At 33.8% G+C, this 24722-nt stretch carries 16 protein-coding genes and 1 tRNA gene; 10 read left to right on the top strand and 7 right to left on the bottom strand.

Going from position 1 to position 24722, the window contains the following annotated elements; translation table 11 throughout:
• Positions 1-28 precede the first annotated feature (28 nt).
• From murC to BOW57_RS14585, 6 genes are all read left to right on the top strand, one after another.
• Positions 29-1378, top strand: a complete 1350-nt coding sequence (murC, locus tag BOW57_RS14610) for a UDP-N-acetylmuramate--L-alanine ligase (RefSeq protein ID WP_129055269.1) — start codon at positions 29-31, stop codon at positions 1376-1378.
• Positions 1365-2087 carry a cell division protein FtsQ/DivIB gene (locus BOW57_RS14605; protein WP_089054911.1) on the top strand — a complete coding sequence of 241 codons (723 nt, stop codon included), beginning with the start codon at positions 1365-1367 and terminating at the stop codon, positions 2085-2087. Before murC ends, BOW57_RS14605 begins: the two co-directional genes overlap by 14 nt.
• Positions 2088-2093: 6 nt before the next feature.
• Positions 2094-3500 carry a cell division protein FtsA gene (gene ftsA, locus BOW57_RS14600; RefSeq protein WP_089054910.1) on the top strand — a complete coding sequence of 469 codons (1407 nt, stop codon included), beginning with the start codon at positions 2094-2096 and terminating at the stop codon, positions 3498-3500.
• Positions 3501-3577: 77 nt separating this feature from the next.
• Positions 3578-5566, top strand: coding sequence for a cell division protein FtsZ (gene ftsZ / locus BOW57_RS14595; RefSeq protein ID WP_129055267.1), 1989 nt, complete (start codon positions 3578-3580; stop codon positions 5564-5566).
• Between the two features lie 291 nt (positions 5567-5857).
• Positions 5858-6307, top strand: a complete 450-nt coding sequence (locus BOW57_RS14590) for a GatB/YqeY domain-containing protein (RefSeq protein WP_129055265.1) — start codon at positions 5858-5860, stop codon at positions 6305-6307.
• A 69-nt stretch (positions 6308-6376) separates the two neighbouring features.
• Positions 6377-6450: transfer RNA gene (locus BOW57_RS14585), tRNA-Arg, on the top strand.
• Between the two features lie 340 nt (positions 6451-6790).
• Here BOW57_RS14585 and BOW57_RS14580 read toward each other — a convergent pair.
• Positions 6791-8110, bottom strand: coding sequence for a serine hydrolase (locus tag BOW57_RS14580; protein ID WP_129055263.1), 1320 nt, complete (start codon positions 8108-8110; stop codon positions 6791-6793).
• A gap of 565 nt (positions 8111-8675) precedes the next feature.
• Here BOW57_RS14580 and BOW57_RS14575 point away from each other — a divergent pair.
• Positions 8676-9407, top strand: coding sequence for a hypothetical protein (locus BOW57_RS14575; RefSeq protein WP_129055261.1), 732 nt, complete (start codon positions 8676-8678; stop codon positions 9405-9407).
• 220 nt (positions 9408-9627) lie between these two features.
• Here the strand turns inward: BOW57_RS14575 and BOW57_RS14570 are convergent, their stop codons facing one another.
• A complete protein-coding gene (locus tag BOW57_RS14570) occupies positions 9628-11202 on the bottom strand; it encodes a RagB/SusD family nutrient uptake outer membrane protein (RefSeq protein ID WP_164973717.1) in 1575 nt (524 codons plus the stop codon).
• Between the two features lie 7 nt (positions 11203-11209).
• Positions 11210-14653: a TonB-dependent receptor gene (locus BOW57_RS14565; RefSeq protein WP_206734747.1), complete on the bottom strand. Its 3444-nt coding sequence runs from the start codon at positions 14651-14653 to the stop codon at positions 11210-11212.
• A gap of 1140 nt (positions 14654-15793) precedes the next feature.
• Here BOW57_RS14565 and BOW57_RS14560 point away from each other — a divergent pair.
• Positions 15794-18391, top strand: a complete 2598-nt coding sequence (locus BOW57_RS14560) for a family 20 glycosylhydrolase (RefSeq protein ID WP_206734746.1) — start codon at positions 15794-15796, stop codon at positions 18389-18391.
• Between the two features lie 3 nt (positions 18392-18394).
• Here BOW57_RS14560 and BOW57_RS14555 read toward each other — a convergent pair whose 3' ends face one another.
• The 3 genes from BOW57_RS14555 to BOW57_RS14545 form a co-directional block, all read right to left on the bottom strand.
• The gene (locus BOW57_RS14555) at positions 18395-18862 is read right to left on the bottom strand and encodes a DUF962 domain-containing protein (protein WP_129055257.1); all 468 of its coding nucleotides are present in this window, start codon (positions 18860-18862) and stop codon (positions 18395-18397) included.
• Positions 18863-19001: 139 nt separating this feature from the next.
• The gene (locus BOW57_RS14550; protein ID WP_129055254.1) at positions 19002-20258 is read right to left on the bottom strand and encodes a TMEM143 family protein; all 1257 of its coding nucleotides are present in this window, start codon (positions 20256-20258) and stop codon (positions 19002-19004) included.
• A 402-nt stretch (positions 20259-20660) separates the two neighbouring features.
• Positions 20661-20882 carry a hypothetical protein gene (locus BOW57_RS14545; RefSeq protein WP_129055252.1) on the bottom strand — a complete coding sequence of 74 codons (222 nt, stop codon included), beginning with the start codon at positions 20880-20882 and terminating at the stop codon, positions 20661-20663.
• Positions 20883-20972: 90 nt separating this feature from the next.
• On the opposite strand from BOW57_RS14545, the gene BOW57_RS14540 reads away from it, so the two are divergent.
• Together BOW57_RS14540 and BOW57_RS14535 are read left to right on the top strand one after the other, a co-directional pair.
• The gene (locus BOW57_RS14540; RefSeq protein ID WP_129055250.1) at positions 20973-21362 is read left to right on the top strand and encodes a hypothetical protein; all 390 of its coding nucleotides are present in this window, start codon (positions 20973-20975) and stop codon (positions 21360-21362) included.
• A gap of 281 nt (positions 21363-21643) precedes the next feature.
• Positions 21644-23173 (top strand): SulP family inorganic anion transporter, encoded by a 1530-nt coding sequence (locus BOW57_RS14535; protein WP_129055248.1) that lies wholly within the window; start codon positions 21644-21646, stop codon positions 23171-23173.
• 250 nt (positions 23174-23423) lie between these two features.
• Here the strand turns inward: BOW57_RS14535 and BOW57_RS14530 are convergent, their stop codons facing one another.
• Complete coding sequence (locus tag BOW57_RS14530) at positions 23424-24623, bottom strand: ectonucleotide pyrophosphatase/phosphodiesterase (RefSeq protein WP_129055246.1); 1200 nt, start codon at positions 24621-24623, stop codon at positions 23424-23426.
• Positions 24624-24722 lie beyond the last annotated feature (99 nt).

Raw genomic sequence — 24722 nt, 5'->3', positions numbered from 1 at the left:
TATAGCTTAATGCTTAAAGCAAAAAGAAATGAATTTAAATCAAATACAAAACGTTTATTTTATTGGTATTGGAGGCATCGGAATGAGTGCCCTGGCCCGCTATTTCAAATATATAGGGAAACAGGTTTCGGGTTACGATAAAACGCCGTCAATGCTTACAAGTGAATTGATTGAAAGCGGTATAGATATTCATTTTGAAGATAATATTAATTTAATTCCAGCAAATTATCATGTAGAAAATACATTGGTAATTTTTACGCCTGCGGTTCCTAAATCGCATTCTGAATGGAATTATTTTATTGAAAGAAATTACGAAATTAAAAAGCGTGCGGAGGTTTTAGGAATCATTACCAAAGACACTTTTAGTTTTGCAGTTGCGGGAACACATGGTAAAACAACAACGTCTAGTATTTTAGGACATATTCTATACGAAAGTGGTGCTGATGTTACAGCATTTGTGGGTGGAATTGTAGAGAATTACAACTCTAATTTAATCGGTACGGGAAAAACAGTTACTGTTGTTGAAGCAGACGAATTCGATCGTTCATTTTTGCATTTACACCCAAATATTGCCTGCATAACTTCTATGGATGCAGATCATTTGGATATTTATGGAACAAGTGAAGCTATTGAAGCTTCGTTTGTAGAATTTGCGGCTAAAGTAGAAGACAAGAATAATCTGTTTATAACTAAAGAATTGCCTCTTGAAGGCGTTCAATGTGCTATAAACGAAGATGCTGTATATAAGGCATATAATGTTAGAATTGAAGATGGAGCTTATGTTTTTGATGTGCAGACGCCATCAGAGATAATGAAAGATCTTCATTTTGGACTGCCTGGTAAACATAATTTAATGAATGGGTTAATGGCTATTGCGATGGCAAAAACTTATGGCACCCCGACCAGTGCTATCGCAAAAGCCATTGCTTCATTTAACGGAATCAGAAGACGTTTTTCTTATCAGATCAAATCAGATAAGTTGGTTTATATAGATGATTATGCGCATCATCCAACTGAAATAAATGCTGTTCATCAGGCGGTTAGAGAATTGTATCCTGGGCGAAAAGTTTTGGCGATTTTTCAGCCTCATTTGTTTAGCAGAACAAAAGATTTTGCTGACGGATTTGCTGAAAGTCTTTCTCAGTTTGACGAAGTGTTTTTAATGGATATTTATCCAGCACGCGAATTACCGATGGAAGGGGTTACGTCGCAATGGTTATTGGGTAAAATGACAAATTCGAACAAAAAAATTGTTGCAAAAAATGATTTATTAGCGGAAATCAAAGCCAGTGATGCGCCAATAATTGTAACAATAGGAGCTGGAGATATTGGAGAGATGGTGCCGTCAATCAAAAAAATGCTGCATGAAAATATTTAATTGGACAAATATTCGATTAATACTAATTTTTGGATTGGTACTTTTTTTATATTCTTTCGCGCAACATCGAAATGGGGAGCGAAAATTAAAGAAATCTGAGGTCGTTTTTGTAGGAGAAAATACGCTTTTTGTGAAGCCGGAAACGGTTAATAAATTGTTGATAGAAAATAAAAGAGACGCTTCCAGTATTAGAAAAGATGAGTTAGATTTGAATAAGATTGAAAAAACTCTTGATACGCAAGACATGATTGAAAAGTCAAATGTTTTTGTAAGTATCGATGGTGTTCTAAAAGCGGTAGTAAAACAGAAGACAGCCATAGCAAGAGTTTATGATGGCGATCAGTCTTTTTATATTGACTATGAGGGTGGTAAAATGCCTTTGTCAGATAATTTTACTGCTAGAGTTCCTCTTGTTTCAGGGGCAATAAATGAAAAAAATAACGAAGATTTAGCTGCTTTATTTCGCACGATTTATGACGATGCGTTTTTGAAAAAAAACATCATTGCAATAGAGATTATGCCGAATGGCAGCCTAAAAATGTTTAATAGAAATTATAATTACTTCATCGATTTTGGCAGAATGATGAATGTTGATAAAAAATTTAGAAACTATAAAGCCTTTTTTCAAAAAGCGGTTTTGGATAGTTCGTTATATAAATACAATAAAATTGACCTTAGGTTTACGGAACAAGTAGTTTGCACAAAATAATAGAAAATGGAAAAAGATAACATTGCAGTAGGTCTAGATATTGGAACAACAAAGATAGTTGCCATGATAGGCAAGAAAAATGAGTATGGAAAGCTTGAAATTTTAGGTATTGGTAAATCTAAAAGTTTAGGAGTTGCGAGAGGAGTTGTAAACAACATTACGCAAACTATTCAATCAATTCAGCAGGCTATACTTGAAGCAGAAAACAATTCAGGTTATAAAATAAAAGATGTTGTTGTGGGTATCGCCGGACAGCACATCAGAAGTATTCAGCATACAGATTACATCAGCCGTAATAATCCAGAAGAGGTAATTGGAGAGAAAGATATTCAGCTTTTGATTGATCAGGTAAATAAATTGGCGATGCTGCCAGGTGAAGAAATTATTCACGTTTTACCACAGGAATTTAAAATTGACGGACAATCTGAAATTAAAGAGCCAATTGGAATGTACGGCGGAAGATTAGAATCTAGTTTTCACGTTGTAGTTGGTCAAGCGTCTTCAATCAGAAATGTGGGACGTTGTATTCAAAGTTCAGGAATCGAATTGTCTGGATTAACATTAGAACCATTAGCTTCAGCAGATGCGGTTTTAAGTCAAGAAGAAAAAGAAGCTGGTGTTGCATTAATCGACATTGGAGGCGGAACAACAGACTTGGCTATTTTTAAAGACGGAATTATTCGCCATACAGCTGTAATTCCTTTTGGAGGAAATGTAATTACAGACGATATTAAAGAAGGCTGTTCAATTATCGAAAAACAAGCAGAGCTTTTAAAAATAAAATTTGGATCAGCTTGGCCAGGAGAAAATAAAGACAACGAAATTGTTTCTATCCCAGGTTTAAGAGGCAGAGAGCCAAAAGAGATTTCGCTTAAAAACTTGTCTAAAATTATTCACGCACGTGTAGTGGAAATTGTAGAACAGGTTTTTGCAGAAATTAAAGCATACGGGCACGAAGATCCTCGTAAAAAATTAATTGCAGGAATTGTTCTTACTGGAGGTGGTGCTCAATTAAAGCATATTAAACAATTAGTAGAATATATTACTGGAATGGATACCAGAATAGGATATCCAAACGAGCATTTAGCAGGAAACTCAAGCGAAGAAATTTCAAGCCCATTGTTTGCAACAGCTGTTGGTTTAGTAATGAACAGTATTGAAAACAGCACGCAAAGCGCCGTTAGAATGGAAATTGTAAACGAACAGCCAAAAGTTGTTTATAGAAATGTTCCTCCGCCAGTGCAGCGATACGAAGTAGAAGAAAATTACGTTGAAAGAGTAGAAACTATTGAAGATACTCGAGAAACAGTAAGCAGAGTTGAAAAACCTGAATCTACAGAAACAAAAATTAGAAGATCATTTTTTGATAGATATGTCGATAAAATCAAAGATTTTTTAGACAACGCAGAATAATAAAAGAAAAGGATTACTCTTTGCCCCAAGCCAAGAAGTAAAAAATGTATTAAATAAGAATTTCAAAAACCAAAAAGATGATGAGCAACTCAGAATTTGGAAGTATTTCATTTGATTTACCAAAAAACCAATCAAATGTTATCAAAGTAATAGGTGTAGGTGGAGGTGGTAGTAATGCTATTAACCACATGTTTAAACAAGGTATTAAAGGCGTTGATTTCATCGTTTGTAATACCGATTCACAAGCGCTGCAAAACAGTTCAGTGCCTAACAAAATTCAGTTAGGTATGAATTTAACAGAAGGTCTTGGAGCAGGTGCAAATCCTGACGTAGGACAGCAGTCTGCTATTGAAAGTATTGCCGATATCGAAAAAGTATTGGATCGTGGTACAAAAATGGTATTTATCACTGCAGGTATGGGTGGTGGTACTGGTACAGGTGCTGCCCCAGTAATCGCGCAATTAGCAAAAGAAAGAGAAATCCTTACCGTAGGTATCGTGACAATTCCGTTTCAATTTGAAGGGAAAGTACGTCAGGAACAAGCGCTTTTAGGAATCGAAAAATTACGTAAACAAGTTGACTCTTTAATCGTAATTAATAATAATAAATTAAGAGAAGTTTACGGAAACCTTGGTTTCAAAGCAGGATTCTCTAAAGCCGATGAAGTTTTAGCAACTGCCTCTAGAGGTATTGCCGAAGTAATTACGCACCACTATACTCAAAATATCGATTTACGTGATGCTAAAACAGTTTTAGCAAACAGTGGAACCGCTATAATGGGTTCGTCTGTAGCAGAAGGTGAAAATAGAGCTAAAGATGCGATTATATCAGCATTAGATTCACCATTATTAAATGACAATAAAATTACAGGTGCCAAAAACGTATTGTTGCTTATCGTTTCTGGATCTAATGAGATAACGCTTGACGAAATTGGAGAAATCAATGATCACATTCAAGCAGAAGCGGGGTATAACGCTAATATTATCATGGGAGTTGGTGAAGACGAAACTCTTGGTGAAGCTATTGCGGTAACTATTATTGCTACTGGTTTTGATGTTGAACAACAAAATGAAATCGTTAATACAGAGCCTAAAAAAATAATTCATACGTTAGAAGATGAGCAAAGAAGTGTTCATAATTTAACAAATAAAACGCTTGCTTCTTTTGATTTGAATGCAGATACACCTATTGCAAAATCAGAGGAAAAAGTTATTTTTGATTTAATGGACGATACGGATACGGTTGCTCCCGTAAATGAAATTCCAGCTGCTCCTGTAACAACGCCAACAATTAATCAAGAAGAATTGGTGGTAATGTCTGAGTTTATTAAAAACCTTGATGTAACTTTTGAAATTGTTTCGCCGATTACAGATATTGATTTCAAAATTTCAACGCCTGCAGCAGAAACTGTTCAAGAAGTAAAACCAGTACAGCAAAGAACATTTGAGAAAGAAGAACAAACGACTTTTTCTTTTGATCTTCCTCTTTTTAGATCAGAGCCTGAAGTTAAAAGAGAGCCGGTTGCTGAGCAGGAATCAAAAATTATGTTTGAGTTGAGTAATGAAACTCGCAATATTAAAGTAAATGATCCTGTGCAATTTGTGCCAGTAACTGAACTTTCAGATAAAGGTGTGATCAAATATTCTTTAGAAGAATATATGGAAGTTGAGAATGACTTAATGTCTTCAAAACCTGCAGAAAAAGTAATCGAAGATGTGGTTCCTGAAGAATTGAATATTACTTTGAAGCCAAGAGTGGATTTTGCAACAGATGCAGATTACACAACGACTTCAGAAGTTTCTCCAATGGAATTAACAATTGAAGAAACATTACGATTAAGAGCTGAAGAAAGAAGAAAGAAACTAAAAGAGTTTAATTATAAGTTTCATAATAATGTTTCTAGAATTGATGAGTTGGAAAAAGAGCCAGCTTATAAGAGATTAGGAATTGATTTGTCAAATTCTCAATCTAACAATACTAATTCTAGAATTTCTGTTGGAACTGATAGTAATAATGATCTTCAATTACGTTCAAATAATTCATTTTTGCACGACAACGTAGATTAATTTTACAATCATAATATTAGGGTAACCCGAAAATTGGATTTAATTTTCGGGTTATTTTTTTTATCTTCGCACAGAATTTAGAAATTTGACTTTTCAATAGTACTTTTAAAACAATATTGTCACCCTGAGCGTAGTCGAAGGACTTCTTGTTAGGAAGGGCTTCGACTAAGTTTATCCTGAGCGAGGACGAAGGACTCAGCCTGACAAACTAGAAATATTAGTTAAAATAAAAAACACTTAGTTAATAGATCAATTTATAAGCAATTGCTTATTCAAATAAAAAAATATAAGATGAGTTTACAAACACAAATCATGGACGAGATTAAAACGGCCATGAAAGCAAAAGATACAGTAGCGCTAGAATCATTAAGAGCAATTAAATCTGAGTTGTTGTTAGCTTCGACAGCTTCGGGATCTAAAGAAGATTTATCAGAAGATGAAGAAATTAAATTACTTCAAAGATTAGTAAAAACTCGTAAAGAGAGTGCCAGAATTTTTACAGAGCAAAATCGTCCTGATTTAGCTGAGCCAGAATTAGCTCAAGTTGCAGTAATCGAGAAGTTTTTACCAGCACAGTTAAGCGAAGAAGAAGTAGAGGCTATAGTAGCAAAAATTATTGCTGAAACTGGAGCTTCAGGAATTGCTTCAATGGGTAAAGTTATGGGATTAGCATCTGCTCAATTAGGAGGAACTGCTGAAGGAAAAACCATTTCTACTATTGTGAAGAAATTATTAGCGTAAAATTCCAATTATAGAAATTCCAAATTCCAATTTTAAGTTGGAATTTGGAATTTAAAAAATAAACATTTTGACCTCGTAGTTCAACTGGATAGAATATCAGATTTCGGCTCTGAGGGTTGGGGGTTCGAACCCCTCCGGGGTCACTATAAAAAATTGAAAGCCTGCAAAGTGTATATTTTGCAGGCTTTTTTTGTGGTTCGAAAATCCTTAGTGATTTCTTTAATTTTACAAAGTCTCAATGTTTGCAAGTAATTTTGGTTCGAATCCCATCAAGGATTTTGTTTTCTGCATAAATGATCTAGTTAATATCATTCTTAAATTCGGCTCTTTTTTTATGTCCAAGTTACTTTAACATGATGGTACTATAGCGGGTTTGAGATTAAATTAAGCCCATTATTCGGATTTGTCAAATCATCCAAACACAAAACCATCTTTCCATTAAGCCTATTGCTCAAATCCGTAGTAGCTATTGGGTGCTGTTTTTTATTCTTTCGTAAATTTAATTTGTCCACCGCCTTGAAATAAAGTCATTGTCTTGTCTATCGGATTAAATTCAAATTTCGCTCCTGCTTGGTCAAACTTAAATTTGTCTTTTTCCGTTGCTTCAAGAGAGAATGCTGGCTGTCCTGTGCCTTGTGCGATTAAAGTGTTTCCATCTTTTGTAAATGTAATTTTAAATGGAATTTCTTTAGAAGCATAAACGCCCAAGTACTTATTAAAATCTTCCGAAGTCAAGTTGTATGTTGTGAAGACAGGTATATCGTAAGGTTTGCCGTAAATTGCACTTAAAACAGTATTAGAAATATCATCCATATTTAACTTTGTTCCGTTTGTAATTAAAGCATACGAAATTTTGTCGTCTGCGAAATGAGAATAAACTGAACTAAAGCCATCAATTCCGCCTCTGTGTCCATAGCCGATCTTGTCATGGAAAGGCATTTGAAACAGACCAATTCCGTAACCATCTTTAACGGATTTCATTATTTCAAGACTTTCAGGTTTTAAAAGTTTTCCTCCAAACAAGGCGTCTGCGAATTTTGTCAAATCACTTGGCGTGGAAATTATTGCCCCTGCACCTAATGGAATTGTAAAGTCGGTTTCGGTCACTGCCTTCCAAGCTCCTGTGAAGTTGTATGATTTGCATTCATTGTTGTTTGTATTGATTTTTCCAAAAACATACGTATTTGTCAAACCAAGAGGCTTTGCAATATATTTTTGTAATAAATCAGAATACGATTTTGAAAAAGTTGTTTCTAGAATGTAAGTCAAAAGCACAAAGTTTGAATTGCTATACTCTGCTTTGCTGTCTGGTTCGAAATCGCTGCCTCCTTTTGCTATAATTTCAAGCATTTCTTTTTCTGTTTTTGGCTGTGTGTTCCAAGTTAGATATTCATTGTCATCTGTGAAATTGTGTATCCCACTTCTATGGCTGAGCAACTGTTTTATAGATATTTTATCTGCGTTTTTTATTGTTGGAAACCATTTGTAAATAGTTTGGGCTAGGTCCAGCTTTTTTTCTTCAGTTGCTTTTAAAACCAAAACTGCTGTGAATGATTTAGAAATTGAACCAATTCTGTATTTTGAATTTTTGGTTGCTTTAATGTTTTTTTCAACGTCTGCAAATCCAATTGATTTTGTATAAATGATCTCACCATTTTGTGAAATTGCTAAACTTCCCATAAACTTGTCGTTCTCTTCAAGTGCATTGAAGTAATTGTCTAATTTTGCTGTGTAATTTGTTTGAGCAAATCCGATTTGACATAATGTCAAAAGTAGTACTGTTGTTAAGATTGTCTTTTTCATTATTGACTTGTTTTTATCGTTTATGGGGTGCTATGTCTGAGAAATGTCAGTATCTATTTGTTTTCAAAAATAGTTTTTTTATTTTATAAACCACCAAGCGGACTTTTATTTATTGAATACTTTTCGTACTAAAATCAATATGAATTTCGTTGCTCTTGCTACTTTAATGAATTACGGGAACTTGACTTTAACTAATAATGATTTTAAATTCAAATAGCAAAATTACACATCACCCAAAATCTCTAAATCTTCCACCAAAAGATTCGAATTCTGTACCATCAAGGTCACTATAAAAATTATAAGGCTGAGAATATTGATTCTCAGGCTTTTTTTATGGTTCGAAAACACTTTGAATGTTTCATTGCTTACTAACAGAACCTGTGTTTGTTGATAATTTTTGTTCGAACCTTATCATGAATCTGTGATTTATAAATTAAGTTTTTTTGTTTCAACAATGGCAGGCAATCCATAAATTAACTTTATATTCGTTTTATTAAGCATTCTATTTTTAGTTATAATAATAAGTTTATAGAGAACTAGTTTGCAGCTGCGAAAAAACAAAATTATGCTATTTGGACTATTTAAAAGTTTAGACGAAAAGGTTAAAGAAGATAAAGAACATCTAATAACTAGATTAAAGAGCTCTGAGTTAAAGACTTTGATTGTAGAAATGGGAAACAGTAAGCCTATTTCAAATAACATAATTAAAAGGCAGAAGCGAGATCAGTCTCTTGAAAGCGAAGATTTTCCTAGTTGGTATGCTTATAGAATTTCTGATGAATTGAGTGATGTAAACTTAAAATCAGAACTTATTGAATTGCTTAAGGATAAAGATTTTTTTCAATATAAAAAATATGTTTTAAGATGCTTAAGCAGCTTATGCGTAAACTGTAAAGATTACGAACTTTTCGATTTTTTGATTTCGGAGCTCGAAAAAACTGATGAAGAAGAAGTAATTACAGCTGTATTAAGCAGGCTTAATGAATTGCGAAAACCAGCTAGTCTGAACATTGATTATCTAAAACACTTATTATTAAAAGGTACATATCAGAATAGAATTGACTCACTTAATGCCTTAAAAAACTCTGAAGATAAAGAGTTAGAAGAAATTTTAATACTGAAATTTAAAACTAGCGATCAACATACCAAATGTATGATTTGTGCGACACTTAGATCAACAGGGACAATACAGTCAATAGAAACTTTGAAGGCAGAACTTAAAAGAACAAGAAGCAATGATTTAAAATATTTTATTCAAAGTGCAATAGAAGAAATAAATGAGCGAGAAAATAAGTGAAGCTAACTTTTAAATTTTCACTAGAATTTTCAAATAAAAGGTTCTAATTCTATGCCGGCAATGTCGTTAAAAAATGTAACAACTTAAATTTAATCCAGTATATTTAATCTTAAACATCGATTTTATAGGATAGTTTGAGGGCTCAATTTATGAGAATCAGTTTTATTAATTAAAAAAGCCCCAACAAAACATTTTTGTTGGGGCTTTAAGTTAAAAAGCATTAAGTGCCTTTGTACAATGGGTTTTGTTCTAGAGTTGGATCACTGTTTAAAGTAGGAACGTCTATTGGCCATATTATTTTATGGTTTATTCCGTCAATATTTTGCAGTACACCTACTAAAGGAAGGTCTGTTCTGAACACTAAAGGAGTTCCAGTTGCATCTTGCATACGGCGTAAGTCGTACCAAATTTTTCCTTCGGCTACGAATTCTTTTTGTCTTTCAGTGAAAATAGCCAATTCGTTTTGTTCAAAAGAACCATTTGCATAAACAGGAGCACTACCGCCGCCGCCGGCATATGCGCGAGTTCTGATAATGTTGATTTCGGCAGAAGGATCTTGACCTTGTTTGTTTTTTATTTCTGCCAGCATTAAATAAGCTTCAGAAAGACGGTAAACAGGGAAGTCATCTGAGAAAGTACGTGCGCCATCAACAATAGTTCCGATAAATTTACGCAGATTAGTAGCGTGAACTGTTCCTTTGTTGAAGTTTAAGAAAGTAACATTTGCTCTCGTGTCGGCTGCTTCATATTTTTGATATAAGTCATATTTGTACTCGTATCTTATAATGGTTCCGCCTCCATTTACCTTAAGCGGATCGTTAGAAGGAATTGCAACACCTTTATCGTCAACATAACCTGCTAATGGATCTGTAATAGCGTAAATAAATTGACCGTAGCTGTTTGTTGCTTCTCCAAAACCAAATCTCAAGGCAAAAATAATTTCATTATTTCCTTTTATTGAAGCTGTAGCGGCTGAGTTAAATACATTGGCAAAGCTTGATTGTAAGCTGTATTTAGGTATAACCGCTTCTACTGCAGTTCTCGCAATCGCTAAATCAGAAGCTGTGGATGTTGGATTAGCGCCATCAATTTTTACTTTAGCCGACCATAGGTATACTTCGGCTTGAAGCATTTGTGAAGCTCCCAAAGACCATTGTCCTTTTTGCATTTTAGACGTATAATCTCCAGAAAAACTTGCAATAGATTTTGTTACATCTTCTTTAATAAAGTCTAAAGTCTCTTTTTCTGTTTTTGTACGGGGCAAATAAGCATCTTGAGCCGTTGTAGGTGTCGTGATAGCTACTTTAGGTTCTTTGGTTACGGGAAGTCTTCCGTAAGTACGATACAATTGAAAATAGTAAAAAGCTCTTAAGCCATAAGCTTGACCAAGATAATAACTTTTGTCGGCAGCAGTCAAATATTGGGCTTTTTCTACTTGATAGATAAAATTGTTTACCTGAAATATTGGTGCATAAAGTCCCGCCCAGCCTGAAATACCAGGCGATGATTCTCTAATATCCTGACGAACTATAGATCCTGAGTTTAAAGATGCAGTTCCAGTAAAGCTGGTTCCATCTCTTAATGTTCCTCCTCTAAGTTCTCCTAATGTAAACAATGTAAATTGATAGCTTCTTAGTTGGCTGTGTAATCCTACCATTGCTCCATCTACTTGAGAGGGAGTTTTCCAAAAGCTTTCACTAGCGTAATAATCTTCTGGAGCTAAATCCAGTTTGTCGCAGGCATTAAACGTAATTGACAACGCTAAAAATGCAATTCCTATTAATATCTTTTTCATATCTTTTTTATAAAATAATTTGAACACCAAAAACCATAGTACGAGGTAACGGATAACCTCCTGTAACATTTATTCCTTGATCTGTTTTCTCTGGCGAAAACAAAGTCGATTTACTTATGTAGCCTAAATTCTGCCCAGTTAAAGTAAGTTTGATTCCCTCTATTTTTAATTTAGTCATTAAGTCGGCAGGTAATGAATACGATAAACTGATTTCTCTAAAGGATAGATAATCTGCCTTATTGTAAAACATGCTCGAAGTACGCATAGTGTTGTTTTTAAACAATTGATCTGCCCAGTAATATGTTGGGTATTTAGCATTTGGATTCTCAGGAGTCCAAGTATCAAAAACTTCTTTGGTAGTATTAAATGTTCCTTGTGCATTACTTAAAAACCAAGATCTAGGACCGTCATACTGAACAAAGCCTAAAGCATAGTCAAAACGAGAGCTAAAAGCGAAACCTTTATAGGTTGTGTAGAAACCAAAACCACCAGTTACTTTAGGAACAGTTCGTCCCATATATTCCCTATCATAACTATTGATAATCCCGTCTCCGTTTACATCTTTCCATTTTACATCCCCTAAAGCTATGGGATAAGCCAGCGCTTTTTCAGAAGAGCTCATAGCATTATAAACATCTGGATGAACTAAAACTTTGGCTCCAATTAAATCTCTTAGTTTTAAAGCATAAGAATCTAAGTCAGCTTGAGTTCTAATAATTCCTTCTGCAACATAAGCATAAGCAACGTTTGGATCTTGACCTTCCTGCAGACCGCCAACCCAAATTAAATTGCCATCTTTATCTGTGACCTGACTTCCACCAACTCTATTATTCTCTAAACCATTGTTTGGCAGTTTCAATATTTTGTTAACGTTATAAGCTGCATTTGCATTAAAATCTAATGAGAAATCAGCCGTTTTGATGACTTTGTAATTCAGATCAACCTCCAAACCTTTGTTTTGCATATTACCTAAGTTTGTAGTAATCGACGTTATACCTGAGGTAGCTGGCAGAGTGAAGCTTGAAATTTTGTCTTGTGTTTGTCTATTATAATAAGCTAGCGAAAGATCTAATCTGTTAAATAAACGCGTGTCTAAACCAAACTCATAAGTTGCAGAACGTTCCCATAATAAATCAGGAAAAGGAAGTCCGTTAAGCTGATAACCAACAGTTCCGTCGTATTTACTGCTTCCGTATGATCCTTGCAATTGGTATGGTCCGATAAGGTTGTCGCTCACGTTTCCGTTTTGACCATAGCTCGCTCTTAGTTTTAAAGTATTGATTATTTTAGAATCGCTTAAGAAACTTTCTTTATGTACATTCCAACCTACCGATATTCCAGGGAAATTACCCCAACGATTATTTAGCAGTTTAGAGTATCCGTCACGTCTGATAGTAAAAGTCGCTAAGTATTTCTCATTATAATCATATGTGACACGACCGAAGAAAGATAAAATGCGTTGACGAGTGTGGTAAGTATCAATACTTCTTTTGTCTTTGTCTGAACTAGTATACTGTAAATCCATAAAATCATCAGATGGTGCGCCTGAACCTGCAGCGGAAACACCATTTGAATAGATGTCGTAGTATTCTGCTCCAATCATAGCATCAACATGATTTTTTCCTAAGAAATCAGTATTGTAGTTTAAAGTACCATTATAAGTCTGGCTGAATGATCTGTCAAATTGAGCCGACGAAGAACGGGTTTTGTTGATGTTGTTAGGGCTTGACAAGAAGTCTTTATTGAACGATTCATAAAAACCTTCATTATAAAACCAGTTGGCACTAGTTCTAAAGTATAGATTTTTTAATATATCAGCCTTAAAAGATTGCGTCAATGTAAATTTATCAGTTTGGTTTTTACGGATGAACTTATCATCGTTAACAGCCGGATTACCATCTGTATAATCTCTTCCTACTAATAAATCCCCATTAGCATTTGTTCCTCTCATTGTTGGCGGTGCGCCTAGAGAACGAGTTAAATAATTGCTTTCGCCATTTGTTTGCGGACCTCTCCATTGCGCTGTTGCGAAGTTCAAGCCAGAAGTAGAAGTAAGCCAAGGCTTTATTTTGTAATCACCATTAAAAACAAAAGTCAGCCTTTTGTAAAAAGTATTAATTGGTAAACCTTCTTCGTTATAAGAACCAATACCAGCGTAATAACTGCCTTTTTCACTGCCGCCTGTCATCGATAAATTAATATCTTTAGTTATACCCTGAGGTCTAAGCGCGTAATCTTTATAATTAAAATCTTTGAAAATGATTTCTTTATTAGTTCCATTTGGATCATAAGCTCCGGCAGCATTTGTACGAACAGGGTCAGTCATACTTTGCCAGCCTTGTCCCAATAACTCTTCATTGCTAGGATTTCTAAACATTGGGCTCCATACAGCAGATGCATTTTTATTACCATCAAGAATATTTCCAGATGCATCTTTATATAAATTTCCAGTACCAAATGGCCCAGTAGAATTTAACTGACTAAGACGGCTGGCGTCATAAGACCCAGAAGTCTGAATAGCTTTTCTAGACCAGTATAAATATTCTTGCGCATTAATAAAATCAAACGGTATGTTTAAAGTATTGATACCAAGATTTGTATTTATAGTAATGTTTGAAACACCTGCTTTACCTTTTTTAGTAGTAATCAAAATTACTCCATTATTTGCTCTGGCACCATAAATAGCGGTTGCCGAAGCATCTTTTAAAACTTCGATAGACGCAATATCATCAGGATTGATTTCGCTGAAACTAGCTCTCAAAAAGCCGTCGACCATTACTAATGGAGATCCGCTTCCGTCGTAATTAGTTCCTCCACGTAAAGTAATAACAGGAACAGCACCCGGACTTCCTGAAGCTTGCTGTACTCTTAAGCCTGGGATCGTACCAGCCAAAGCAGAAGCAGGATTAGAACGCACTCCAGTTTCTAAAACTCTATTGTCTAGTTTTGATACAGAACCAGTTATTTTAGATTTTTTCTGAGTGCCATAACCCACAACAACAATCTCGTTTAATTTTTGTCCCGATTCTTTTAAGACAACCGTAATTGATGAAGCTCCAATGGTTAATTCCTGCTGATCCATACCGATGTAAGAAACGATAAGTTTTGTAGCGCCTTCAGGAACATTTAATTCAAAGTTACCGTTGAAGTCAGTTTGAGTTGAAACCTTAGTTCCCTTAACAACAATATTTGCTCCAGGCAGTGGATTTCCAGCCTCGTCGAGTACTTTTCCTTTTATTTGCTTTTGAAAAAAAGATGATTTAATTGTCGTTCTGTCATTTGCTGCTTTTACTATTTCATTTTTTTCGGATAAAATAGTCGCTGCAGTAGATTTTGCTGCCGATACCTGTATAGTAAAAGGTATCAAAAATAAGGGTGTTAATTTGATAACGTTCCCGAATTTAGGCATAAGCCAGTAATTCTCAGGCTTGCTTTTTGGTAGTAATTTCATACTTTTGTAATGGTTTGGTTAATAATAATTTTCCTTCGTGGTCATGTTTATTTTTTCCAATCTATATTTCTTGATAAGAAGAAATCGGCCAGTAGTGTTCGCAGCATCTGCTGGCTTTTTTATGAAAAAAAAAGTATAAAAATGGGTTTCCCCGTTTTAGTCAAATTTGCTTGTTGTTTTTATATTGATATCCTTTCTTTCTAAATACTGGTTTAGTGTTCTTTTAGTACTTATAAACTTCAGTCAAAACGTTCCAGTAAAACTTTTTTTCCTTTTTGATGTGCTTATAATCAAATCAAGTCAGTTATTTCAATGAATAACTTTCAAGATTACCTATTGCTCAAAGAAGGGAGGATTCTTTTTTTTGCGATAGTAATTCTATGTTGGTTTTAGTTGATTGTGCTAAAATATTTTAGTTCCATTTTTACTGCATAAAAGAGCAAAAGATCAAAAAAAGAACTAAATGATTTTGACTAAAACGTTTTTCTAGGTTGTAAACGTATGAAATGTTTTTAATAAATCAACCTAATTATTAAAAAAAATTATTAAGTATTTTTTAACAATGAGGTAAACCGTAAAGAAATCAGCTAATAACGCTTATATTGTTGTATTGTAATTTTTTATCTTAAAATAAAACATTTTAAATATTTTTATTAATTCGTGTTTATGTACAATGTGTTCGAACACATTTTTGCTATTTTGCTTTTTTTCTTAAATAATAATATATACATTTGTTAAATATTAAAATATTTTATTAAATAAAGACGGGTTTTAGTTTTTTGTTTCAGCTAAAAAAAGAATGTTTTTCAAAATCAGATAGGAGGAATGATATTTAGGAAATATTCAATTTATTAAAATGAAAAAGACTAAAAAGGAGAGGATTTGTTTAGTGAAATGACATAAAAAGAAAAATGAAATAAAAAGTTTTAATAATGAGTAGCTTTAATTACGCTATGATGATGAGAGTTTGAAAATAATCTTGCCAAAGGAGGATCGAGCAGGTTTGTTGATGTATAATTCTCTAAATAAACAGCGTAATTGTAAAAGAATAATTAAGGGGAGAAGAAGTAATTATTGTAGAAGGTTTTAAAATTAGATTTGAAGAACGACTATTTAAAATGAGAAAATTAGAATTGAATTATGAATTATTATAAAAAATACAGCTGGTTTCATTTTGCAATTATTGTTATGCTGTGTACCGCAATAAGTGCAAATTGTCAGATAAAAAAAACAGTATTGCCAGATAGTTTGTTCTCTACTTTTTATCATCAGCGCGTTTCTCATTTTAGAACACTTCCATTGACAAAAAACGATATTGTTTTTGTTGGAAACAGCATTACAAATGGCGCAGAGTGGACTGAATTATTTGCAGATAATCGGATAAAAAACCGTGGAATAAGCAGTGATGTAAGTGCCGCAGTTTTGAATCGAATTGATGAAATTGCCCTTCGAAAACCAGCAAAAGTTTTTTTGCTGATCGGAGTTAATGATTTGTCAAGGAATATTTCGACCGATAGTATTTTTAAAAATATTGCAAAAATTGTTTCGTATTTAAAACAAGAATCTCCCTCGACAAAATTGTTTGTGCAAAGCATATTGCCTGTAAATAATTTTTATAAAAAATTTGAAAACCATACGGGTAAAGGAGAGCAGATAAAACGTTTAAATGCTGTTTTGAAACAAAATTCGGCTGTTTATCAATATACTTATATTGATTTGCATACTTCCTTTTGTGATGAAAACGGAAAGTTAATAAAAGAGTTAACTAATGACGGTTTGCATCTTAAGGGAGACGGTTATTTGTTGTGGAAGCATTTAGTTTATCCTTACGTTTTTGATCTAGAATCAAAACCTTCATTACTGCCAAAGCCACAACAATTGAATTGGAAAACAGGCACTTTTTCGTTAACTGCTGAAACAACAATTCTTGTAGATAATCCAGTTTTAGAGAAAGAAGCTTCGATGTTGAAAGAAGCTATGGAACAAAAAGGATTGAGCGTAAAAGTGACAAATAAAACGGCACACAATGAAAAATATATTCAGCTGTGTTTAGGGAATGTTTCCGCTCCAAAAAATCAATCTGAGGCGTATCATTTAGAAACCACATCAAATAGAATAATCCTTACAGCCAATACTTCGCAGGGAATTTTTAATGGTATTCAAACCTTACTGCAATTAATGCGGGACGATACTTTTGTAGATGCTTCTGATATTACCGATTGGCCTGCTTTTGCGTGGCGTGGATTTATGGTTGATGTGGGAAGAAATTACCAGTCAATTAAGCTTTTAAAACAGCAAATAGATGTAATGGCTGCTTATAAATTAAATATCTTTCATTTTCATCCTACAGAAGATATTGCATGGCGTTTGCAAAGTAAGTTATATCCGCAGTTAACAGCTCCAGAATATATGCTTCGTGATAAAGGAGAATATTATACAGAAGCCGACTTAAAAGAACTCATTAAGTATTGCAAAGAACGATACATAACTTTAGTTCCTGAAATTGATATGCCGGGACATAGTGCGGCATTCAAAAGAGCTATGGGAGTTGATATGCAAAGTGATGCAGGTTTAGAAATTGTAAAAAATATAATCAAAGAATTTTGCGCGACTTATGATGTTCCTTATCTGCATTTAGGTGCTGATGAAGTTAAAATCACGAATCAGAAATTTTTACCCGAAGTTATTGCTTTGACTGAAAGTTTAGATAAAAAAGTAATAGGATGGGAGCCCGGCGGAAATTTTAACGATGGCGTAATTCGTCAGCTTTGGATGGAAGGCGCGACAAGTGTTAGTAAAAATAAAAATATAAAATATCTTGATTCTAGACACTTGTATCTAAATCATATGGATCCTCTAGAAAGTGTTGTTACAATTTTTAATCGTCAAATATGTAATTTGACTGAGGGTAATGAGAATGCTTTAGGCGGGACTGTTTGTGTTTGGAACGATAGAGCTGCGGCGAATGAAGAAGATGTTATGAAAATGAATCCAGTTTATCCCGGTATGCTGGCTTTTGCAGAACGCAGCTGGCAAGGCGGCGGTTATACAGGTTGGACAGCAGCTATTGGTCAGCCCGAAACCGAAAGAGCTAAATCATTTGCAGCCTTTGAAAATCGTTTATTAGATCAAAAAAAGCAATATTTCAAAAACTTGCCTTTTAATTACGTTATACAGGCAGATTTAGTTTGGGATATTTATGGACCTTATGATAACAAAGGAGATTTATCGAAAGCTTTTGTATTCGAAAAACAGACATTTAATACAGTAAAAGAAAAACCAGTTTACAAAGCTGTTGGCGGTACTCTGATTATGAGGCATTGGTGGGCGCCGCAAATTTCTGGAGTGATTGAGAAACCACAAGAAAATACAACATGGTACGCTCAAGCTCAAATTTGGAGTGATGAAGATAAAGAACAGGAATTTTGGATAGGCTTTAATAATTTATCGCGTTCAATGAATACAGATTCACCAGCTGCAGGTACTTGGAATAATTTAAATAGCGCAGTTTGGGTAAATAATACGTTAATTAATCCGCCAGTTTGGAAGCATCCTGATATGAAAGGTAATTCAGAAATTCCATTAATTGATGAAGGATATGAATTTAGGGATCCAGCGAAAATTGCATTGAAAAAAGGCTGGAATACTGTCAGGGTAAAGCTGCCGGTAGGGAATTTTAAAGGTAAAGATTGGCAAAATCCCGTAAAGTGGATGTTTACTTTTGTTGAAGTAAAATAATGATTATTGTTTTCTAGAAAATAAATTTTCAACCACCCAAGCCGGGCCAATTAATAAAAACTGGAGATCTTTTAAGAAAGAAGGTTTCTTGCCCTCAATATTATGTCCGTAAAATTGCCCAATCCAAGCAATTACAAACACTCCGATCGAGAAAATCCATAATGGGAAAACCTGTCCGATATAATAATTTGCAATTAAACAAAGAGCTGAAAAAATGGCAATTTTAATCGCCATTGCAATCGATAATCGGATGTAGAAAATTAGAACAAAAAGTAAAACGACAAATGCCCAATTCTCGATAAGCGGAGCATTTAGTTTTAGAGTATTTGCAATTAAACCGCTTGGAATACTCATTAATAAACCGACGATAGAAAAGAAAATTGCGGGCACACAAATGTAGTGTATTGCTTTGTTCTTTGGGTTTTGATGACTTACAGCATATTCAGTGAACCATTGGTCTAATGTTCTCATTCTCTTTGGATTTAGGTATTTGTAAATCTAGTAAAATTTTCTTTAGATTTTACTTATTCCGTTTTGAAAGTTTCATTGAGAATGGTTATAAAAAATAGCAGATTGAATTTATAGAACTATTATTCTTGATCTGTTTTTTTTAGGTGAGAACTTCAGTTTGCATTTTATTACGCTCATTATAATCAAAAACGCCATCCCACAATTCGTCAATCTTTATCAATGCTTCGTTTAACGGAATAACGCTCCATTTTCCGTTAGTTTCAATTCCAATTCCAATGTTTTTTAATTTGAATAAAGCATCGTTCACATCAAAATCCAATTCTGTTTTTAATTCTGAGGCAAACCAAGCTTCTATTTGTAAATCCAATTCTTCGGCGGTTAACGGATATTGGCTTCTATTTAAAAAAGAATAAGCCAAAATGGTTTCTTTCAAAGCTTCTTCTTCAGATGAATTTAAAAGCGAATAAAAAGCACCGCTGTTATTTCCTAAATTTTTGAAATACAAACTGTCAGAAAGCATTTTAGAATATCTGATTTTTTTGTTTACAAAGTTGTTGTACTGTCGAAAACAATAGGCAGATAATATTCCTAAAGCAATCAAGCCTTGATTTAGTGAGGTTTTGCTGTTAAGTAAATCAATAGCCTCTCTCGTTTCATAAGCGCCGTACATATTAATTAAAGCCGGAATTACTTTAGCACTTAATAATGAAAGACCGCCAAAAATTCCAGGAACCCAAAGCAGTAATTTGTCTTTTAAAGACATTTTCGGAATGGCATTTGGAAAAATAGTTTCAAGGTCGTTTTTAGGAACGCGTTTAAAGATTTTCAATGCAATCGATCCTGGATCAATAGGCATTTTTCCTAACTTAACCTTCTTTTCATTCAAATAATCAGCTTCGTTGTAATTAAGAAAAATCATAACCCGATCGTAATATTCAATCTCAACTTCTTTCTTCCAGAAAATGTATTTTGTAATTTTTTCTTTGGCTTTATGATGACCGCGAACATAAAGTTCGTAGTCCTTAAAAGCATTAAAATCGATCGATAAATCGAGTCCAATCAAGTCAGATTCTTTAAAAGCAACTTCCAGTGTTTCTTTGTCTATGCGATGATAATTACCGCGTTCTAAAACCGTGAGTAAAGTGTTTTTGAAAATAGAAAAGTCACTTTTTCCAATAAAACCCTCGCGTTCTTTTTCGCTCAAATCAGGATCAAAAAGAGAATAATTTTGTTTTAAATTTCGATTTAGATTAAAAGATTCGTAATGATAATAATGTTCTATAATATTGAATAATTTTTTGAAATCGTCAACTTTTTTTGAGTCTTTAGCGAAAGCAGTAATTTGTTGTTCGAGTAAAAATTCCTTATTAAAAGGAATATAATGTTCTCGTGTCATATTGATTTTTGAGGCTTTAATTTTTGAAGTATATATGTAACGCAAAAATACTGCTCCAAATTTGATTTTTTAAGTTTTTTTAGGAAGGAATAAAGATTTTAATACTCATTTAATCAAAAATAAGAATCTGCATAAAAAGACAAAAGCCATAAAGAAATTTCTTTACAGCTTTGACTTCCTTAAGAGGGCACCTTAGATATGTGCGGATCAGTTACATATCTAAAACCGTTTCTATTGCATGAATAGATTTGCATCGACCCTTCTTATAGTATTAATAGCAGAGAGTGAGGATTCTTCTGTGTTTATATTATAAGCACTATTATGGAGACTAGTGTAGGGTCTGATTTTTTGTATAATTTAGTTTTTATCAGTTTAAAATCGAATAATTTTTGATGGCAGTGGTTATTTTTTCACATCTTTTAATTTGCTTATTTGGCTTTCCATTAGTTTTTTATACTCATTAACAAGCTTGGAATATTCAGCTTTAATAAGGTCGCAAGTAATCCCAGTTCTATCGCCTCGAATAGACTTTCGAATATAATCGTAAGAATATCCGTATCTATTTTTAATAATCTTTAAGGCATCTTGATTGTAACTTGGTTTAGTTTTCATATTTTTGTCCATTGCTTAATTTGTATTAAAAACGAGACAAATATAGTAAGATATTTCTTAATTACAAAATAAATAGAATATTTTCTAATAAAATAATGTATTATGTCAGAAAACACCTTACAGAGAATAAAACAATATATTGATTATAAAGGCATTAGGATTAGTGCTTTTGAAAGGGAAATTGGTATGTCCAATGGATCTTTTGCAAGTCAATTAAAGAAAAACAAAACAATAGGACTTGATAAGTTAGAAAATATTCTAAGAAGATATTCAGATATCAATCTCGAGTGGCTTTTGAAAGGTACCGGCAGTATGATAAAGTTGGATGCTTTTCGTGAAGAACCTGTTATATATTACAAAACGGAAAAGGCAGATAAAGAAGAAGCTGTCAATTACAAAGATCTTGCAGAAGCTAGAAAAGAGACAATTGAAAGCCTCCAAAAAGTAATTCAATATTTAGAAGCACAAATTGCAGAAGGAGATCAGAAGTAAGAAGTTGTATTTTTAGTTGATTCCACAACAAGAAGAAGATACGGCAGTACGAAAACAGGTATAAATACCTAGTTATTTATACTGTTTTATAAATAATTTTGAATTTTAATTTCTTATAAAAGTCAAAAATAGATTATGATAAATTTTATTCTCTCTGTTTTAGTTTTGGTTTTAAAGCAGTTGTTCTAAGTTAAAATTTTCTTTACTGCTATCACTTTAGTATTTTTTATAGAAGAAAGCTTTGTTTACTTTATGGGCATTATTTTTTACATTTGTGCCCTATGAAAAAAGCTTTTCAACTCTTCGATTTTACTCAAAAAGTCAATTACAAAAACGAAATTTTAGCGGGTTTAACCGTTGCAATGACAATGATTCCAGAATCTTTGTCATTTGCAATTTTGGCTGGATTTCCACCTTTAGTGGGATTGTATGCCGCTTTTATAGCTGGATTAGTTACCGCAGTTTTTGGCGGAAGACCCGGAATGATTTCTGGAGGTGCCGGAGCTACAGTGATTGTTTTGATTGCTTTAATGAAATCACATGGATTAGAATATGTTTTTGCTGCGGTTGCACTTGGCGGACTGGTGCAAATAACTATTGGACTTTTTAAACTGGGAAAATTTATACGTTTAGTGCCGCAGCCTGTGATGTTTGGTTTTGTAAACGGATTGGCAGTTGTGATTTTTATGTCGCAGCTGGAGCAGTTTAAAACTATTGTAAATGGCGAAACGACTTGGCTGCAAGGAACACCACTTTATATAATGTTAGGTTTAACCGCGCTTACAATTAGTATCGTTCTGCTTTTTCCGAAACTTACAAAAGCAGTTCCAGCTTCTTTAGTGGCAATTATGGTAGTGTTTGCCATCGTACTTTTTTTTAATATTGAGACCAAAACAGTCGAAGATATCGCCTCAGTTCAAGGCGGATTTCCTCCGTTTCATATTCCTAATATTCCTTTTACTTTTGAAACTCTTAAAGTAATATTTCCCTATTCTGTAATTGTCGCCGCCGTTGGTTTGACCGAAGGTTTGCTTACACTGAATCTTGTTGACGAGATTACAGGAACTCGAGGGAATAGTAATCGTGAATGTATTGCGCAAGGAAGTTCAAATATCTTAAACGGTTTCTTTTTTGGAATGGGCGGCTGTCCAATGATCGCACAAACTTTGGTAAATCTTGGTGCCGGTTCCAGAGCAAGACTTTCTGGGATTATTGCTGCTTTGACAATTTTGCTGATTGTACTTTTTGGAGCTCCTGTTATTGGTAAATTGCCAATGGCGGCTTTGGTTGGTGTTATGATGATGGTTGCAATTACAACATTTGAATGGTCGAGTTTCAGAATTATCAATAAAATGCCTAAACACGATATTTTCGTTGGTATTTTAGTTGCTCTTATTACAATTGTATTGCATAATCTAGCATTAGCAGTTTTAATTGGGGTAATTATTTCTGCCTTGGTTTTTGCGTGGGAAAGTGCCAAAAGAATTAGAGCAAGACAGTATGTAGACGAAAACGGAATAAAACATTACGAAATTTTTGGCCCTTTATTTTTTGGTTCGATAGCTGCTTTTACAGAGAAATTTGACATCAAAAACGATCCAGATCATATTATTATAGATTTTAAAGAAAGCCGAGTTTCGGATATGTCGGCAATTGAAGCTTTAAATAATTTGACTAAAAAATACAATCAGCTAAACAAGGTTGTAGAATTACAGCATTTAAGCGCAGATTGCAGACAATTGCTTAAAAATGCTGATGCTGTTATCAATGTAAATGTAATAGAGGATCCTACGTATAAAGTGGTTTCTTGATTAGATAATTAGAAAATGTGTCAATTAGATAATTGTATTGATAATTTATAATGTAGAGGCGCACTGCACCGCGTTTACGCGGCATATATCTAAAAAAACGAGCCCAACAGATTTTAGAAATCTGTCGGGCTCATTTTTTGTCAGGCTGAGCGGAGTCAAAACTCTTGCTAATTTGAGCGCCATTCGACTTATTTTATGTTGACAATCAGATTGTTATCTAATTATCTAATTGACACATTCTCTAATTAATTTAACGAAGCATCGATTTTACGTCGCTGAACTTTCCGTCGATTTCGCCAATTTGCAAGCCTAAAATATGTGCAATTAAAGGATAAACTGAAACGTTTTGAAAAGTTTTTACTGTTTTATCTACTTTAAATGCTGGGCCTTTTGCATAGAAAATAGCGTGCATATCTTTTTCGTTATTGTCATAACCATGAGTTCCGCCTTTTATATTTTGACTTTCTTTGCTGACTAGGCTGTATCCTTTTTTTGCTTCGATAACAAAATCATGTACACGCGGATTGGTGCCATAATGAAGTCTTTTAGGAACTTCAGTTGATTTCCAAAATTTAATATGTGGTACTTTTTTTAAGGCTTTTGCAATTGAATCTTGACAGCCGGCTTTTGCCTGAAGACTCATAATTGGGTTAACTACAGCTTTATACCCAAGCCATTCTGGTTTTAAATAATCTAAAACAGCCACCTTTTTATCATTGCTGATGCTCGCCATTCCGTGATCTGAAACAATTATCAAATTGATTTTTTTTCCAATTTCTAATTGATCTAACCTGCGAGACAATGCGCCCATAATCGAATCCATTTTTATTACTGCTTTTTTAGTCTCTGCTGATAATGGTCCAAAATTATGACCTGTATGATCTGGCTCATCAAAATACAAAGTAACAAGATGAGGTCGTTGCTTTTCTGGAAGCTGAAGCCATTTCAGGACAGTATCGATTCGAGCTCCGTACGGAATTTTACTGTCGTATTTTTTAAAATAGCTAGGGTTTCTTTTGTCAATGTCAGAACCCGGCCAGAAAAAAGAAGCAGTTTTTACACCTTGCTGTTCCGCGAGATTCCAAATAGGATTTCCGCCATAATAGCGAGAATCAGTTTTGGCATCGCTTGATAATGAAAAAGATTCATTTAAAGCGGCATCATAAAAAACATTATTGATAATACCATGGTGATCAGGGTAAAGCCCAGTAACAATAGAATAATGATTTGGAAAAGTTTTACTTGGATAAGACGGTTTCATTGATTTTGCATGAACACCTTCAGATGCAATTTGTTTTAAATTCTGAAGTTTAAATTGTTTTGCATAATCCCATCGAAAACCATCCATAGAAACTAAAACTACATAGGAATCTTTGTTGGTTTGGGCTTGTGAAAAAGTAGTAAGAAATAAGAGTGTAAAAGATAAGAGGCGAGTTGTGAATTTTCTCATTTTGTAATTTTAATAGAACTGCAAAGGTAGAGATAACAGATTTTTTAAAGAAAAAGAGAATGTTAAATAAAAAAAGCTGCCACAAATTACACTAATTTC

This window comes from Flavobacterium sp. YO64 (genome assembly GCF_004119505.1).
Lineage (GTDB): Bacteria > Bacteroidota > Bacteroidia > Flavobacteriales > Flavobacteriaceae > Flavobacterium > Flavobacterium oncorhynchi.
Note: the sequence above shows the minus strand (reverse complement) of the source record. Positions and strands in the feature narration are given on the sequence as shown.